We start from the raw sequence: 15,790 nt of genomic DNA, 5'->3' as shown, positions 1-15,790 counted from the left end.
TGCGGGTCGGTGGCGCGGAGGTAGGGTGCCTCCATGCCCGAGACTCCACGGCTGCTGTTCGTGCACGCGCATCCCGACGACGAGAGCCTCGCCAACGGCGCCACCATCGCCCACTACACCGCCCGCGGGGCGGAGGTGCGCGTCGTCACCTGCACGCTCGGCGAGGAGGGCGAGGTCATCGGCGACCGCTGGGCCGAGCTCGCCGTCGACCGCGCGGACCAACTCGGCGGCTACCGGATCGGTGAACTCACGGCCGCGTTGCGGGCCCTGGGCGTCGACGCGCCCCGCTACCTCGGGGGTGCCGGCCGCTGGCGCGATTCGGGCATGGAGGGCACCCCGCCGCGGGGCCGCCAGAGGTTCATCGACGCCGACGAGCGCGAGGCCGTCGGCGCGCTGGTTGCCATGATCCGCGAGCAGCGCCCCCATGTCGTGGTGACCTATGACCCCAACGGCGGCTACGGGCACCCCGACCACATCCACACCCACACCGTCACGACCGCCGCGGTCGCCGCCGCCTCCTCCGACGATTACCCGGGCCAACCCTGGACGGTGCCGAAGTGCTACTGGACGGTCCTGGCCACGAGCGCTTTCCAGGCGGGCTGGCGGGAGCTGGATCGCGGCGACCTGCTGCCCGGCTGGATCGTCCCGCCGCAAGGCGAGTTCGACTTCGGCTACGCGGACTCCGACATCGACGCCGTCGTGCAGGCGGCGCCGGACGCGCTGGCGGCGAAGATCGCCGCCCTCGCCGCGCACGAAACCCAGCTCGTCGTCGGCCCGACGGGCCGGGCCCTCGCGCTGTCGAACAACCTGGCGCTGCCCATCCTCGCCGAGGAGCATTACATCCTGGTGGCCGGTTCGGCGGGGGAGCGCGACGGGCGCGGGTGGGAAACGGATCTGCTCGCGGGGCTCGGTTTGACCGCCGCCGTGACGCGGTAGGCTGCCAAACAGGCAGCCACGGAAGGAATTCGAATGGACCCCGACCTGGACCCTAATATGCAGCACTGGCAGGACCGCCTCGACAGCCTGCAGTGGGTCATCGGCTCGATACTCGCCAACGTCGACAGCGTCCCGACCTGACCGAAACCAAGCCACGCGCCGCGTCCATCCAGGACGGCGGCGCGACTGATCCCGCGATTCGTTTCGTCGTTTTGGCGCTGCTGGCCGTAGACGGGATCCTTTCGGCGCTGGCCGGCGCGCTGCTGCTTCCTTCCTATATAGGGTCGATTCCCTTCCCCGTCAGCGCGCTGGTCAGCGGACTCGTCAATGCCGCTCTGGTGTGGTCGGCCGGCCTGTGGACCCGCTCCGCGCGGGTTGCCGCGCTGCCGTTGTGGACCTGGCTGCTGACGGTCGCCGTGATGAGCATGGGCGGTCCCGGCGACGACGTGATCCTGGGCGGCCGGGGGCTGATGGCGTACGGGGCCCTGGTCCTGATCGCGCTGGGTGTCGCCCCCCCGGTGTGGGTGTTGTGGCGGCGCAGCCAACGGGGCTGACGGGCCCGGTTACGGGAAGAAGGGCGGCAGCGGCGGCAGCGGCGGGAGGAAGCTGAGCGCCCAGTAGACCTCGGTATTGATGAACTGGTTGATCGACGCCGTGGTGGCGTCCCAGAAGTTGGCCAGCCCTTGCGCGAAGCTGATGCTGCCCTGCAGCCAGTCGATGGTGTTGAACAGGGCGGCCTGCACCATTGGCTCGAAAAGGTCGTAGAAGAAGTAGATCTGGGGCGCCAGCCAGCCGACCCAGGGCAGGTAACCGGCCACGTACGCGGCGAGGTCGAAGCCGTACTGGACGTACGGCTCGACGAGCAGGTACCCGGCCTTGATGGCGTCGCCGATCGACCCGGTTGCCGCCGGCACGACGGCGGCGTTGGTCATGGCGGCCGGCGTGACGAGCGCGCTGGCCGCGGTGAGGGCGCGGATCCCGCCGGTCGGCAGCAGCGTGCCGGCCTCGCTGGCGAGCGCCGACAGGCCCCCCGGGAAACCGGACCCCAGCAGCCCGGCGCCGCCGAGGAAACCGGGGCCGGCCACGACGCTCTCGACCTCGCTCACGGCGCCGGCCAGGCCGCCCCCGACCATGCCCGCGCCACCGCCGCCGCCCAGCCCCGCGCCGCCCAGGAAATTGGCGCCGGCCACGACGCTCTCGACGCGGTTCACCGCATTGGACATGGCCCCGCCGATCACGCCCGCGACGCCGCCGCCACCGCCGCCGAGCAGCGTCGCGGCGGGCGCGTTCACCGCGCTGGCGAGGCTCTCCGCGGCGCCGGGCAGCGCCGCGGCGGGTGCGTTCACTGCACCGGCGAGGTTCTGCGCGGCGCTGGACTCGGCCGCCGCGAACGCGTTCGCGCCGGAGCTCAGGGACTGGACGAACTGCTCATGGAACTGCGCGATCTGCGCGCTGAACTGCTGATATCCCAGCCCGTGCTCGGAAAGGAAGGTCGCGACCTGGGCCGACACGGCGTCGGCCGCCGAGGCCGCCACCGCGGACGTCGGGGCCGCCGCCGCCGCGCTGGCGCTGTTGATCGTCGAACCAATGCCAGCCAAGTCCGAAGCCGCTGCCGCCAGCGCCTCCGGGGTGGCGAATAGGAACGACATTCGGTACCTCCCTGGATACGACGGATGCTATCTCGATCGCCGCTGGCCGGCGGGCAAGTTTGCCAAACACTTAACAAGCGGCCCCGCGCGTGGCCGCGGGATGTCGACCGCACGGCGCCAGGAGCCTGGCGCTACTGTTGCGCGTATGGCACCGCTGGCCAAGATCCGCACAGGTTGGGCCGGGCGGATGAAATTCGATCGTGGGGAAGTTACACCAACGTGCCACTGACACCGGAGCCTCCGGCACCCAGCGCTTTGCCTAGCCCCGTCGTCCCGCCTAAGGCCAGCGCGTCGGCGTTGCGGCGCGTGTTGCGGCGGGCCCGGGACGGCGTCGCGCTCAACGTCGAGGAGGCGGCGGTCGCGATGACCGCGCGCGGCGACGACCTCGCCGATCTGTGCGCGAGCGCGGCGCGGGTGCGCGACGCGGGCCTCGAGTCGGCGGGGCGGCGCGGCGCCGGCGGGCGGCTGCCGATCAGCTATTCGCGCAAGGTGTTCGTCCCCGTCACCCACCTCTGCCGCGACAGCTGCCATTACTGCACGTTCGTCACCGTCCCGGGCAAGCTGCGCGCGCAGGGCGCCGGCATGTACCTGGAGCCCGACGAGATACTCGACCTCGCCCGCCGCGGGGCCGAACTCGGTTGCAAGGAAGCGCTATTCACCCTCGGCGACCGGCCGGAGGACCGGTGGCCGGAGGCGCGTGAGTGGCTCGCCGAACGGGGCTACGACTCGACGCTGTCCTACGTGCGGGCGATGGCGATCCGGGTACTGGAGGAAACCGGGCTGTTGCCGCACCTGAACCCCGGCGTGATGAGCTGGTCGGAGATGTCGCGGCTGAAGCCGGTGGCGCCGTCGATGGGCATGATGCTCGAGACGACATCGCGGCGGCTCTTCGAAACGAAAGGGCTTGCGCACTACGGCAGCCCCGACAAGGACCCGGCGGTTCGGCTGCGCACCCTCACCGACGCCGGCCGGCTGTCCATTCCGTTCACCACCGGGCTGTTGGTCGGCATCGGCGAGACGCTTGCCGAGCGCGCGGACACTCTGCATGCGATTCGCAAGTCGCACAAGGAGTTCGGGCACGTCCAGGAAGTGATCGTGCAGAACTTCCGGGCCAAGGAACACACCGCGATGGCGGCGTTCCCCGACGCCGGGATCGAGGACTACCTGGCGACGGTGGCGGTCGCGCGCCTGGTGCTCGGCCCCGGCATGCGCATCCAGGCGCCGCCCAACCTGGTGTCGCGCGACGAGTGCCTGGCCCTGATCCGCGCCGGGGTCGACGACTGGGGCGGCGTCTCGCCGTTGACGCCCGACCATGTCAACCCGGAACGGCCCTGGCCCGCGTTGGACGAGCTGGCGGCCGTCACCGCCGAAGGCGGATACGACCTGGTGCAGCGGCTGACCGCGCAACCCAAATACGTCCAGGCCGGCGCGGCGTGGATCGACCCTCGGGTGCGGGGGCACGTGCTGGCGCTGGCCGATCCGGCGACCGGCCTGGCCCGCGACGTCAACCCGGTGGGCATGCCCTGGCAGGAGCCCGACGATGTCGAGTCCGCCGGCCGGGTGGACCTCAACGCGGCGATCGACACCGAAGGCCGCAACACCGCGGCCCGCAGCGACCTCGACAGCGCCTTCGGTGATTGGGAATCGATCCGCGCGCACGTGCACGAGCTGGCGGCGCGCGCCCCGGAGCGGATCGGCACCGATGTGCTCGCCGCGTTGCGCTCGGCCGAACGCGACCCCGCCGGCTGCACCGACGACGAGTACCTGGCGTTGGCGACCGCCGAGGGCCCGGCGCTGGAAGCGGTCGCCGCGCTGGCGGATTCGCTGCGACGCGACGCCGTCGGCGACGACGTGACCTTCGTGGTCAACCGCAATATCAACTTCACCAACATCTGCTACACCGGGTGCCGCTTCTGCGCGTTCGCGCAGCGCAAGGGCGACGCCGACGCGTACTCGCTGTCCACCGAGGAGGTGGCCGACCGCGCGTGGGAGGCGCACGTCGAGGGCGCCACCGAGGTGTGCATGCAGGGCGGGATCGACCCCGAGCTGCCGGTGACCGGTTACGCCGAGCTGGTGCGCGCCGTCAAGGCCCGGGTGCCGTCGATGCACGTGCATGCGTTCTCCCCGATGGAGATCGCCAACGGTGTCACCAAGAGCGGGTTGAGCATTCGCGAGTGGCTGATCAGCCTGCGCGAGTCCGGCCTGGACACCATCCCGGGCACCGCCGCGGAGATTCTGGACGACGAGGTGCGCTGGGTGCTCACCAAGGGCAAGCTGCCCACCTCGATGTGGATCGAGATCGTCAGCACCGCGCATGAGGTGGGCCTGCGGTCGTCGTCGACGATGATGTACGGGCACGTCGACACCCCGCGGCACTGGGTGGGCCACCTCAACGTGCTGCGTGACATCCAGGACCGCACCGGCGGCTTCACCGAGTTCGTGCCGCTGCCCTTCGTGCACCAGAACTCGCCGCTGTACTTAGCCGGCGCGGCGCGCCCCGGCCCCAGCCATCGGGACAACCGGGCGGTGCACGCGCTGGCGCGGATCATGTTGCATGGCCGCATTTCCCACATCCAGACCAGCTGGGTCAAGCTCGGTGTCGAGCGCACGCGGGTGATGCTCAACGGCGGCGCCAACGACCTGGGCGGCACGCTGATGGAGGAGACCATCTCGCGGATGGCCGGGTCGGAGCATGGGTCGTCGAAGACCGCCGCGGAGCTGGCCGCGATCGCCGAGGGCATCGGCCGCCCGGCGCGCCAGCGCACCACAACGTACGCCCCGCTGGCGGCGTAATTGTCACAGGCCGCGGGTATACCCGAGGCCGTGAAGCGACACATAGACGACGACCGATTCCCCGAATGGCGTCCTTTTGTGGACGCCGTGCAGCAGCGCCCACCCGAGGCCGGCACCTGGTGTGAAGCCTGGACCGTGCGCGACATCGTCATCCACCAGGCCGGAAACGCGGAGGAGCTCGCCCGGGTGCTGGGGGCGCATCTGGAGGGCGAACCAGTCGGCACGCGAAGTTTCGAGGAACGCGAAGGGCCGCTGCGCGCCCTGGGCGACGCGGACCTGTGGGAGGCGCTGCACGACCGGATGGCCACCCTGAACGAGGTCGCGGCCGCGGCCGAAAGCGTTCCCGCCGACACCGACGTCGCCTGGACCGGTCGCACCATGAAGGTGCCCTGGTTCGCCGAGCACATGCGCGAGGAACTCGTCCTGCACGGCTGGGACATCACCGGGGACGGCGATGCCGGCTTCGCCGCCCGGCTGGCCGAGCCCTGGATGACGACGCACAGCGTCGTCGCGGTGGGACGCCCGCTGCTGGCCAAGGGCGCCAAGTCGCTGGGACCCGGCGAGCGAATCGAGGCGAAGTTGCGCGTCTTCGGCAGCGACGACGTGGTGCTCACCGCGGACGCCGAGCGGACCTCAATCGGAATGGCCGGGCCCGAAGGCCCGGCCACTCTCGAAACCGATTCCGCCGCAAGGGTTTTGCTGCTCTGGGGTCGCCGACCCGGAAACCCCTCGCGGATTTGCAGCGACGCCGGACCCGAACTGCTGGGCCAGGTGCGCCGGCTGCTCAGCGGCTACTGAACGCTCAGTAGTTGTTGCAGCTCCCTGCCACCGACAGCACGTCGTTGAAGTACGGCGCGGCCTGCGGCATGGCCTGGATCTGCTGGGCCATCTGCAGACGCTTCGGCGGCGGCGAGGCCAGGAACTGGCGCAGGTAGCTCGTCGCGATCGGCGACGCGGTCAGCTGCGCTGCTGCCGCCGGGTCCGTCGCGTTGAGCGCGGCCATCACCTGACCGTAGTTGCAGGTGGTGTTGACGACCGGATCCAGGGGATCCGCGGATGCGATCCCCGAGCCGGCCGTCAACGCGAACGCCACGCCTCCTGCGGCGGCGGCAAGTTTGGTTAACGACAGCCTGACCATCTGTGGACACCTTCCCCATTCAATGCACCGTCGATAAACGGCGACGACATTGCTCAACGGTTGCCGTCTGCGGTCGAGGCTACCAGGCTCCGCGAGCAATCTTCCATCGCAACCGTTATCGCACAGGATCTTCTAATCGTAACTATGCGCAGGTCAGAGCGTTTTGTGTCGGTGTTCGCCCTCGGTGAAATGCGGCCCGCGCCCGCGCCCCCGCGCCGGCCGCGACACGTCGCCGACCCGGCGGGGTGCCGAGTGGTTGACGTGTATGTGCAACGTCTAGTATCAGTAACCGAACGCTTGCGCTGACGCGGCCGGAGCGCCGCGGCGAGCCGGACCGCAGCCCACACGCAGTACATGGAGGAGATGTCTGTGACGTACACGATCGCCGAACCCTGCGTCGACATCAAGGACAAGGCATGCATCGAGGAGTGCCCGGTCGACTGCATTTATGAGGGCGCCCGGATGCTGTACATCCACCCCGATGAGTGCGTCGACTGTGGAGCCTGTGAGCCGGTCTGCCCCGTCGAAGCGATCTATTACGAAGACGACGTGCCCGAACAGTGGAGCCAGTACACCCAGATCAACGCCGACTTCTTTGTCGAGCTGGGGTCGCCGGGCGGCGCCGCGAAGGTCGGCATGACCGAGAACGACCCCCAAGTCGTCAAGGACCTGCCGCCCCAGGGCGAGGGCGACTGAGCGAGCGAGTGTCGGCGTCCCTGCCGGAGTTTCCCTGGGACACGCTGGCCGACGCGAAGGCGCGGGCCGCGGCCCATCCGGACGGGATCGTCGACCTGTCCGTCGGCACCCCGGTCGACCCGGTCGCGCCCCTGATCCGCGAGGCGCAGGCGGCCGCCAGCGCCGCGCCGGGATACCCCGCCACCGCCGGCACCGCGCGATTGCGCGAATCGGCGGTGGCCGCGCTGGGCCGCCGTTTCGGGATCACCGGGCTGACCGAGGCGGCCGTGCTGCCGGTGATCGGCAGCAAGGAATTGATCGCGTGGCTGCCGAGGCTGCTGGGCCTGGGCCCCGCTGACCTGATCGTCGTGCCGGAGCTGGCCTACCCGACGTACGACGTGGGCGCGCGGCTGGCCGGCGCCCCGGTGTTGCGCGCCGATTCGCTGACCCAGGTGGGCCCGCGATCCCCGGCGCTGTTCTACCTGAACTCGCCGAGCAACCCGACCGGGCGGGTGCTGGGCGTCGACCACCTGCGCAAGGTCGTCGGATGGGCGCGCGAGCGCGGGGTGATCGTCGCCTCCGACGAGTGCTACCTGGGCCTGGGCTGGGAGGCCGCACCGCTGTCGGTGCTGCATCCCTCGGTGTGCGACGGCGACCACACCGGGCTGCTCGCGATCCACTCGCTGTCGAAGAGCTCGTCGCTGGCCGGTTATCGGGCCGGCTTCGTCGCCGGGGACCCGGCGCTGGTCGGCGAGCTGCTCGCCGTGCGCAAGCACGCCGGGATGATCGTGCCGACGCCGGTGCAGGCCGCGATGGTGGCCGCGCTCGACGACGACGCCCACGAGCGGGACCAGCGCGAGCGGTACGAACGGCGGCGGGCCGTCCTGCTGCCCGCGCTGCGCTCGGCGGGTTTCACCGTCGAGCACTCCGAGGCCGGCCTCTATCTTTGGGCCACCCGCGACGAGCCGTGCCAGGACAGCGTCGCGTGGCTTGCCGCCCTCGGCGTCTTGGTGGCGCCCGGCGACTTCTACGGGCCGGGCGGTGCCCGGCACGTGCGGGTCGCGCTGACCGCCACCGACGAGCGCATCGCCGCCGCGGTCGGGCGGCTGAGTTAGCCCGTCCGTCCGCCGCGCGGGCCGGTCGGGCGGCAGAATGCAGGTCGTGACAACTTCGACGGGCAAGGTTCCCATCCCGACGTCGGTCGGCGACATCGCCAAGCGCGTCTTTCTGGGCAAGCCGCTGATCACTGAGAGTCTCTCGACGGAGAAGTTGTCCAACGGGGTTGCGCTCGGCGCGCTTTCGCCGGATGCGATCTCGTCCACCGCCTACGGCACCGAACAGATCCTGATCGAGCTGCTGCCCCACGCCGGCCTGGCGGCCGTCGCGTTGCTGCTGCCCATCAACGCCGCGATTCTGGTGATCCTGGTGCTGGTGGCCGCGTCGTACCGGCAGGTCGTCATGGCCTACACGCGGGCGGGCGGGTCCTACATCGTGGCCCGCGAGAATTTCGGACCCAAGGTGGCGCAGGTCGCCGCCGCTGCGCTGTTGATCGACTACGTGGTCACCGTTGCGGTGCAGGCGGCGGCGGGGACGGTGGCGGTGGCGTCGGCGATCCCGGCCGTGGGCCCCTACAGCCTGGCGGTCACGGTCGGGGTGGTGCTTCTCATTTGCTACGCGAACCTGCGCGGACTGCGGGAAGCGGGCGTGCAATTCGCGCTGCCGACCTACTTCTTCGTCGGCATGATCACCCTTACGATCGTGGTCGGCGTCATCCGCGAAATATTCTGGGGTTTACCGACTTACGACGCCCAGCACATCGCGGGAGCGGTGCCGGTTCATCGGGGGGACGGCCTGGTGATGGGCGCGACGGTGCTGGTGCTGCTGCGCGCGTTCGCCAACGGCGGTTCGTCGCTGACGGGGGTCGAGGCGATCTCCAACACGGTCAACGTCTTCCGTAAGCCGCAGGGCCGCAACGCCCGCCGGGTGCTCACGATCATGGCCTGCATACTCGGGTTCCTGCTGGCCGGCGTCGCCTATCTCACCTTCGTCACCCACGCGACGCCGTTCGAGGCCGGCTTTCCGTCGGTGCTGTCGCAGGTCGCCCGAATTGTGTTCGGCCATGGGACAACCGGCAACGTCCTGTACACCCTCGTCCAGGCCTCGACGGCGGCCATCCTGTACACCGGCGCCAACACCAGCTTCAACGGCTTCCCGGCGCTGGCGAGTTTCGTCGCCGAAGACCGCTTCCTGCCGCGCCAGCTGATGACGCGCGGCCACCGCCTGGTGTTCTCGAACGGCATCATCGCGCTCACCGCGCTGTCGGTGGCGCTGCTGGTGACGACGGGCGGCTCGGTCACCGCGCTGGTCCCGTTTTACGCGATCGGCGTGTTCACCGGGTTCTCGATGGCCGGCTACGGGATGACCAAACACCATCTCACCCGTCGGGAACCGGGATGGCGGCGCCGGCTGGCGATCAACCTGTCCTCGGCGATCCTGTCGACCATCGTGGTCGGCATCTTCGCGGTGGCGAAGTTCACCGAGGGCGCGTGGCTCGTGGTCGTCGTCTTTCCGGTGTTGGTGTTCTTCCTGATGCGCCTGAACCGCGAGTACCGCGCCGAGGCGGCCATCCTCGAGATGTTCCGCACCGACCGCCCCGAGTTGGTGAAGTACGCCCGGCACAAGGTGTTCGTGTTCGTGAACTCGCTCGACCTCGCCGTCATCGAAGCGCTGCGTTACGGCCGGGGGTTGCGGGCCGACGAATTGGTCGCGGTGCATTTCATGGTCGACGAAGCCCACGCGAAGGCGTTGCGAAAGCGTTGGGACGACTTCGATCTCGACACCCCGCTGCGGGTCGTCGACTGCCCGGACCGCCGGGTCACCCGCGCCGCGCAGGTGCTGGTGGCCAAGGCGCGCGACGAACACCGGAACACCAACGTCACCGTGCTGCTGCCGCGCCGGACCTACGCCCCGCTGCTCGGCCGCCTGCTGCACGACCGCACCGCGGACAAGGTGGCCCGGGCCGTCAGCCTGATCCCGGACGCGGCGGCGACGATCGTTCCCTACGACGTGGAGTCCCGCATCAAGGAGGCGTACCCCGACGGGTTCGAGCAACGGATCTCCCGCGAGCTCGACAAGGTCGAGGCGTGGGTGTCCAGGAGCGACGAACAAGAGGTCGAGGCCTACGAACACCCCGATCGGTCGGCGTCGGTGATCACGGTCGGCGGCCTGATTCCCGGGCAGCGCGCCACCTTCGAGGGCCGGGTCAACGAAGTCCAGGACATCAACGAACGCAGGCGCACCGTCCGGCGGGTCGTCGTCGGCGACAACAGCGGCGAGATCTGCGTGACGTTCCGGAACGGGCGCGGTGGCGCCGACATCCAGCCCGGCCAGCTGCTGCGCATCACCGGCAAGCCCCGGCAGAGCGGCACTCAGCCGGTGACGGTGATCGACCCCGCTTATCACATCATCGAGGACCCCGCGAAGGCGGAACAGGCATGAAACGACTGGCGGCCGTGCTGGTTTCGGTATTGGGTTTGGCGTACACCGCCAACGGCTACCGGCCGTTGACGAGGGACCGCTTCGGGTCCGGCTTTGCCTTCGCCTACGGCGTGTTCGCGTCGGAGCTACCGATGCAGACCCTCGCCGTCCAGCTGGCGGCCCAGGCGGGTGTGTCGCGGCTGCTGCCGCCCCGGCTGCGCCGGTTCAGCTGGCTGGTGGCGGCGTTGTCCTGGCTGGGGCTGCTGGGCCTGCGCCGCGTGGGGCGCGGCGCCCACGAGCCGCTGACCGCGGCGCTGGACGCCGGCCTGGGCCCCGACCGCCGCACCGAATCCGGCGACCTGTGGCGACGGCGCCCGCCGGGCGGCGCGACGGCGAAGAGGCCCGGCCCGGCGCGCATGCTGCGGATCTACCGCGACTACGCGCACGACGGCGACATCGCCTACGGGGAGTGCGGCTCGAGGAACCATCTCGACATCTGGCGGCGGCCCGACCTGGACCGCGGCGGGCGGGCGCCGGTGTTGCTGCAGGTTCCCGGCGGCGCCTGGATGGTCGGAAACAAACGGGGACAGGCGCATCCGCTGATGAGCCACCTGGCCGAGCTCGGCTGGATCTGCGTCGCGATCAACTACCGGCTCAGTCCCCGGTCCACCTGGCCCGATCACATCGTCGACGTCAAGCGCGCGATCGCGTGGACGAAAGCGCACATCGCCGAATACGGCGGTGACCCGGACTGGATCGCGATCACCGGCGGCTCGGCCGGCGGGCATCTGTCCTCGCTGGCCGCGCTGACGCCGAACCATCCGCAGTTCCAGCCGGGTTTCGAGGAGGCCGACACCCGCGTGCAGGCGGCCGTCCCGTTTTACGGCGTCTACGACTTCACCTCGAACGACCAGATGCATCCGTTGATGGCGCCGATCGTGGCCCAGCGCGTGTTCAAGTTGAACCGGGCGGACGTGGCCGAGGCGTTCCGAATGGCCTCGCCGATCACCCACGTGTCCGAGGACGCGCCACCGTTTTTCGTGTTGCACGGCACCAACGATTCGCTGATCCCCGTCGAGCAGGCCCGCTGTTTCACCGCGCGGTTGCGCGAGGTCAGCCGCAGGCCGGTGGTATACGCCGAATTGCCATGCGCGCAGCACGCTTTCGACATCTTCGGCTCGGCGCGCGCGGCACACGCCGCGGTGGCCGTCGAACAGTTCCTCGCCGAGACGTACGCGTCGTCCTCAGCTACCGGCTAGGCCGACCGCCAGTAGGATGCATCCGACCGTGGCCAGCAGGGCGGTGACCTCGATGCGGCGGCGCGACCGGATCCAGTCGTGCACGGCCGCCATCGTGTCGCGCGTCGCCCGGGGCGCCAGCAGATAGACCAGCAGGGGAATCTCCACCAGGGCGAAGGCCACGGCGTTGAACATCAGCAGCGCGCCGACCTGCGTCGCGGCCGCGGCGCCGGAGGCCAGGATGACGGCCAGCGCGGCCAGGTAGTCGACCGAGGGCAGCGCGATTCCGAGGCCGGCCGCCCCCGCGACCCATAGGGAACGCCCCGTCATCAGTCGCTGCGCGCGCGTCGCGAACCGTCCCGCCCCGGCCACGCGGTTGCGCGTCACGACCAGTGCGGCGGCGGCCAACAGCGCCAGCACGCCGATGCAGATCTGCACCCGCGGCAGGGTGAAGTACGTCGACCACATCAGCCTGCGCCGCAGGACGAACAGGACGATCAGCCCGACGCTCATGCCCATCGCGAAGCCGCCGCACAGGAATGCCAGCAGCTGCAGCGGCGGCCGGGGCCGGTTCAACATCAGCACCGTCATGCCGACCCGGAAGGGTTCGAGGCTGACGGCGACGGCCATCACCAGGATGGTGATCCACATTGCGGGCCAGGTTACCGTCTGGCCTCGCTACGTGGTTACGCCCCAATGCAACACGCGTGAGGTGAGCAGGACGAGCCCCAGGGAGACCGACGCGACGACGGTCAGCCCGATGACCGCGACGACGAGCGGGCGCCACCCGGTGCGCGCGATCTGGCGGATGTCGGTGGTCAGCCCGACACCGGCGAAGGTGAGCAAAAACGCCCACTTTGACACGTTGGCCAGGTTCGCCGTCTGACCCTTGGTCAGCCAGCCGGCGGTCGCGATCGCCGAGACTGCAAGGAAGCCGAGCACGAACTTCGGGAACTTCTCCCAGACGAAGGCGGCCTTGGCCTTGGCGCCGGGGGCGATCTCGTCGGCCTGCCCACGGGCGGCCCAATACAGCGCGAACCCCAGGACGACGAAGCCGATCAGCGCGTTGCGGGTGGACTTGACCAGCACCGCGATCTTGCCGGCGTGCTCGGAGAACAGGTAGCCGGTGGCGGTGGTTTCGGCGGTGTTGTCGACGGCGAGCCCCGCCCACAGGCCGAACTCGTAATCGGTGAGCCCGATGAGGTGTCCCAGCGGTGGCAACGCGAACAGCGCCACCGCGCCCAGCGCCAGAATCGCCGCGATCGCGTAGCTGACGTCGGCGTTGCGCGCGCGGATGGCGCCCTTGGCGGCCACGATCGCGGACACGCCGCAGATGGAGGTGCCGATCGCCAGCAGCGAACCCAGCTTGCCCGAGAGCCCGAACGCGCGGGCGGTGACGAGAATGATGGATCCCGCGACCGCCATGTCGACCAGGATCTGCACCAGACTGGTGGCGCCGAGCTTGGCGATGTCGCCGAGCACGAATCGCGAACCCAGGGCTACGATCCCGACCTTGAGCCACAACTGATAGGTCAACACGCCGGCGCGGAATATCCGGTGCAGACCAACGGTATTGGTGATGAGCAGCCCAATCACGATGGCCCACAGGACATATTCGATGTCGGGCACCGTCCAGTGGTGGTGTTTGGCCAGCGTGTTCCACCAGACCTGGGCGTATTTGCCGGCCAGGCCCACCGCGATCAGCAGGAGGATGCCGGGCACATAGTCGCGCGGGCGGCGGCTGGTGAAGGCGGCCTCGGGCGATCCGTCCTCGGCCTCGTCGGGTCGAATGCTCACGGTGCTCACGGCGTCACCACGGAATCTTCGGGAGCGCGCCGGCGACCGCCAACGCGACGATCACGCCGGCGAGCAGTGTCGCCCACCAATCTTCGGATAACCGGTCCACGACGCAATGGTGGCGCGGCCGTGGCCGGCGGCCAAGTGATCGGCTCGCGCTGAATCTAGGTCGGCAGGCCCTCTCGCTCGGCGTCCGCGCGGTAGCGCTCCACCCATTCGTCGGAGCGTTGGTCGGCCTGGCGTTCCAGGGCCGGCTGGGGCGCGAGCAGCGGGTCGAGCCCCAACGCCTCGAGGATGCCGGCGACCACCTGAGTTAGGTTGCGCCACAACACCGGATAGGGAACCTCGATCCGATCGATGTCCTCCTCGACGAACCAGGTCCGCCAGCCCTCCTCCTGGGCCCGCAGCATGCGGACGACGTGGGCGATCGCCCCGGCGTGGTAGGTGGCGCGCGCGTCGCGGACCGGGTCGGGCCTGCCCCGCCACACCCGTGTCTGCACCGCCCGCCAGAACGACACCGCCTGCGAGATCACGTCGGGGCGGTGCACGTGGATGAGCAGCGGCTCCTCGCCGATGACGTCGCGGATCGCGGCCCGCAGGCCGTCGCCCGATCGATTCGGCAGGTCCTTGGCGCGGTTCAACAGCAGCGGCGTCTGGTTCCACATCAGCTTGCCGCCCCACACGCCGTTGGGTGTGCGCCCGACCGTGCGGATGTAGTCGCGCCAGATCTCGGCCGTGGCGAGGTCGGGCGTCCCCTCGTCCAACGGATCGAGCAGCCGCAGGATCGACTCGTCTTCCACGTCGGCGAACCACTGCCGCGGCTGCGGGGCCTGGCTCGTGCTCGGCAGGTACTGGAAGAACTCCTGCGGCTCGCCGGCGACGCCGGTCGCGCGCAGCGATTCCACGAGCAGCGTGCTGCCGCTGCGCTGGGAAGCCAGCACCAAATATGACGACGGCTTTTCTGTCACCAAGGAAGCCTATCCGGAGGGAAATCCCCTGCAAGACTTCGGATTGTCTTCATGCTGAAGATAAGTATTGTGGCGCGCCGGCCCCTGCCGGATGCGATGATTACCGGCGTGCAAAGGTCGCCAATCGTCGCGACGCCGATGAACATCGCGGGTGAAAAAAGAAGGAGCATCGAATGAACACCATCTCGGCATTGGGTGCGGCGGTCGGCGTTGTCGCCCCCGCGGTCTTGCTTTCCGGCGCGGCGGGCGCGCACGCCGACGACAATTAGCAGCAGTTCGCGTCCGCGTCGGAAAACATTCGATGCATTCTCAACGGCGAAGACGCCCCGCTGCCGATAGCCATGTGCCAGATCGGCGACCACAGCTACGCGGTCCCGCCCGGAGTGGGCCGGGACAAAAATGGGGGCCCGTGTCCGCCCGGATCGGATCTGGGTCGCGATTTTCGCCTCGACCAAGGCCAGGCGGCCTATGTGACGTGCACGTACTCGGCGCTCGGTTCGGGGGTCGGGGCGTGGCCGGCGCTCGGCTTTGGCCAGACCAGGTCGCTCGGCACGATCACCTGCAACAGCGAGCCCGCCGGGGTGACGTGCACCGACGCCGGGACGGGGCACTTTTTCCGGGTGTCCCGCGAGTCGTACCAATTGGGCTGAAAGCGGTTATTACACGCCTGTATTAATGCGCCATAATTGGCGCAAGCGACAATTTAATTAAAGATATTCCGCGCGTTTATCGGTTTAATGCCAGGGGCGCCTGGGTAAAACTTTCCATGCCCCTCGAGAAATTGCACACACGCCAGTATAAATTGCACACGCGCCAATATCGGCGCGCCGCCCGGGCCGTCATCACCGTCGCGACCGTCGCCCTGGCCGCCTGGTTCGGCTCCGGCATCGCGGGCGCCGACACCAACCGCGAACGCGAGGCGTGCGCGCTGATGGACGACCACGCCAGCGCGATGATCAACGGATACTCGTCGTACGCGGGGCAATACGCCTTCGTGGTGCTGTCCCGCGAAATGCCGCCATTGGATGCGGCGCACGTCCTGAAGGCCGCCACTATCGATGTGTGCCCCAACCATGCGGGCGACCTGCCGGTCGACTGGCAATAGGGGCATCTCATCCG

Annotated in this window: 16 protein-coding genes; 11 read left to right on the top strand and 5 right to left on the bottom strand. The window is 69.5% G+C overall.

Annotated elements, in window-relative coordinates:
- Positions 1–33: 33 nt before the first annotated feature.
- Positions 34–936, top strand: a complete 903-nt coding sequence (mshB, locus tag A5655_RS18915) for an N-acetyl-1-D-myo-inositol-2-amino-2-deoxy-alpha-D-glucopyranoside deacetylase (RefSeq protein ID WP_067012554.1) — start codon at positions 34–36, stop codon at positions 934–936.
- 92 nt (positions 937–1,028) lie between these two features.
- Positions 1,029–1,490, top strand: coding sequence for a hypothetical protein (locus A5655_RS18910; protein WP_067012552.1), 462 nt, complete (start codon positions 1,029–1,031; stop codon positions 1,488–1,490).
- 9 nt (positions 1,491–1,499) lie between these two features.
- On the opposite strand, the gene A5655_RS18905 is transcribed toward A5655_RS18910, so the two are convergent.
- Positions 1,500–2,585, bottom strand: a complete 1,086-nt coding sequence (locus A5655_RS18905; protein WP_067012550.1) for a PE family protein — start codon at positions 2,583–2,585, stop codon at positions 1,500–1,502.
- A 225-nt stretch (positions 2,586–2,810) separates the two neighbouring features.
- Here A5655_RS18905 and A5655_RS18900 point away from each other — a divergent pair, with 225 nt between their 5' ends.
- Together A5655_RS18900 and A5655_RS18895 are read left to right on the top strand one after the other, a co-directional pair.
- Entirely contained in the window at positions 2,811–5,378 is a 2,568-nt protein-coding gene (locus A5655_RS18900; protein WP_156764938.1) for a bifunctional FO biosynthesis protein CofGH, read from the top strand.
- A 30-nt stretch (positions 5,379–5,408) separates the two neighbouring features.
- On the top strand, positions 5,409–6,176 hold the full coding sequence (locus A5655_RS18895; RefSeq protein WP_067012546.1) for a maleylpyruvate isomerase N-terminal domain-containing protein: 768 nt from the start codon (positions 5,409–5,411) through the stop codon (positions 6,174–6,176).
- Between the two features lie 4 nt (positions 6,177–6,180).
- Here A5655_RS18895 and A5655_RS18890 read toward each other — a convergent pair whose 3' ends face one another.
- Positions 6,181–6,516, bottom strand: a complete 336-nt coding sequence (locus tag A5655_RS18890; RefSeq protein ID WP_067012544.1) for a hemophore-related protein — start codon at positions 6,514–6,516, stop codon at positions 6,181–6,183.
- A gap of 369 nt (positions 6,517–6,885) precedes the next feature.
- Between A5655_RS18890 and fdxA the strand changes: the two genes are divergently transcribed.
- Genes fdxA through A5655_RS18870 form a run of 4 tightly spaced genes read left to right on the top strand, consistent with a single transcriptional unit; the run spans position 6,886 to position 11,927 of the window.
- Positions 6,886–7,212, top strand: a complete 327-nt coding sequence (fdxA, locus tag A5655_RS18885; protein WP_007168467.1) for a ferredoxin — start codon at positions 6,886–6,888, stop codon at positions 7,210–7,212.
- Between the two features lie 8 nt (positions 7,213–7,220).
- Positions 7,221–8,306 carry a succinyldiaminopimelate transaminase gene (gene dapC, locus A5655_RS18880; RefSeq protein WP_156764931.1) on the top strand — a complete coding sequence of 362 codons (1,086 nt, stop codon included), beginning with the start codon at positions 7,221–7,223 and terminating at the stop codon, positions 8,304–8,306.
- A gap of 46 nt (positions 8,307–8,352) precedes the next feature.
- Positions 8,353–10,689 (top strand): APC family permease, encoded by a 2,337-nt coding sequence (locus A5655_RS18875; protein ID WP_067012684.1) that lies wholly within the window; start codon positions 8,353–8,355, stop codon positions 10,687–10,689.
- A complete protein-coding gene (locus A5655_RS18870; protein WP_067012542.1) occupies positions 10,686–11,927 on the top strand; it encodes an alpha/beta hydrolase in 1,242 nt (413 codons plus the stop codon). The genes A5655_RS18875 and A5655_RS18870 overlap by 4 nt, the downstream gene beginning before the upstream one ends.
- Here A5655_RS18870 and A5655_RS18865 read toward each other — a convergent pair.
- From A5655_RS18865 to A5655_RS18855, 3 genes are all read right to left on the bottom strand, one after another.
- Positions 11,913–12,557 carry a GAP family protein gene (locus A5655_RS18865; RefSeq protein ID WP_067012540.1) on the bottom strand — a complete coding sequence of 215 codons (645 nt, stop codon included), beginning with the start codon at positions 12,555–12,557 and terminating at the stop codon, positions 11,913–11,915. The genes A5655_RS18870 and A5655_RS18865 overlap by 15 nt on opposite strands.
- Before the next feature lie 27 nt (positions 12,558–12,584).
- A complete protein-coding gene (locus A5655_RS18860) occupies positions 12,585–13,712 on the bottom strand; it encodes a YeiH family protein (RefSeq protein ID WP_067012538.1) in 1,128 nt (375 codons plus the stop codon).
- A gap of 155 nt (positions 13,713–13,867) precedes the next feature.
- Positions 13,868–14,671, bottom strand: coding sequence for a Stf0 family sulfotransferase (locus tag A5655_RS18855; protein ID WP_067012681.1), 804 nt, complete (start codon positions 14,669–14,671; stop codon positions 13,868–13,870).
- 51 nt (positions 14,672–14,722) lie between these two features.
- Between A5655_RS18855 and A5655_RS29140 the strand changes: the two genes are divergently transcribed.
- The 3 genes from A5655_RS29140 to A5655_RS18845 all read left to right on the top strand — a co-directional run bounded on the left by A5655_RS29140 (position 14,723) and on the right by A5655_RS18845 (position 15,776).
- On the top strand, positions 14,723–14,848 hold the full coding sequence (locus A5655_RS29140) for a hypothetical protein (RefSeq protein ID WP_255362013.1): 126 nt from the start codon (positions 14,723–14,725) through the stop codon (positions 14,846–14,848).
- A gap of 293 nt (positions 14,849–15,141) precedes the next feature.
- Positions 15,142–15,321 carry a hypothetical protein gene (locus A5655_RS27970; protein WP_156764930.1) on the top strand — a complete coding sequence of 60 codons (180 nt, stop codon included), beginning with the start codon at positions 15,142–15,144 and terminating at the stop codon, positions 15,319–15,321.
- Positions 15,322–15,473: 152 nt separating this feature from the next.
- Positions 15,474–15,776, top strand: coding sequence for a hypothetical protein (locus A5655_RS18845; RefSeq protein ID WP_067012679.1), 303 nt, complete (start codon positions 15,474–15,476; stop codon positions 15,774–15,776).
- Positions 15,777–15,790: the final 14 nt, after the last annotated feature.

The organism is Mycobacterium sp. 1081908.1 (assembly GCF_001673535.1).
GTDB lineage: Bacteria > Actinomycetota > Actinomycetes > Mycobacteriales > Mycobacteriaceae > Mycobacterium.
This window is presented reverse-complemented; position numbering and strand designations above follow the sequence as displayed.

Excerpts from the sequence above, each read along its gene's own strand:
- A5655_RS29140 (WP_255362013.1), top strand. The coding sequence starts at position 14,723 with ATGCTGAAGATAAGTATTGTGGCGCGCCGGCCCCTGCCGGATGCGATG.
- A5655_RS18905 (WP_067012550.1), bottom strand. The coding sequence starts at position 2,585 with ATGTCGTTCCTATTCGCCACCCCGGAGGCGCTGGCGGCAGCGGCTTCG.
- A5655_RS18865 (WP_067012540.1), bottom strand. The coding sequence starts at position 12,557 with ATGTGGATCACCATCCTGGTGATGGCCGTCGCCGTCAGCCTCGAACCC.
- A5655_RS18870 (WP_067012542.1), top strand. The coding sequence starts at position 10,686 with ATGAAACGACTGGCGGCCGTGCTGGTTTCGGTATTGGGTTTGGCGTAC.
- A5655_RS18890 (WP_067012544.1), bottom strand. The coding sequence starts at position 6,516 with ATGGTCAGGCTGTCGTTAACCAAACTTGCCGCCGCCGCAGGAGGCGTG.
- mshB (WP_067012554.1), top strand. The coding sequence starts at position 34 with ATGCCCGAGACTCCACGGCTGCTGTTCGTGCACGCGCATCCCGACGAC.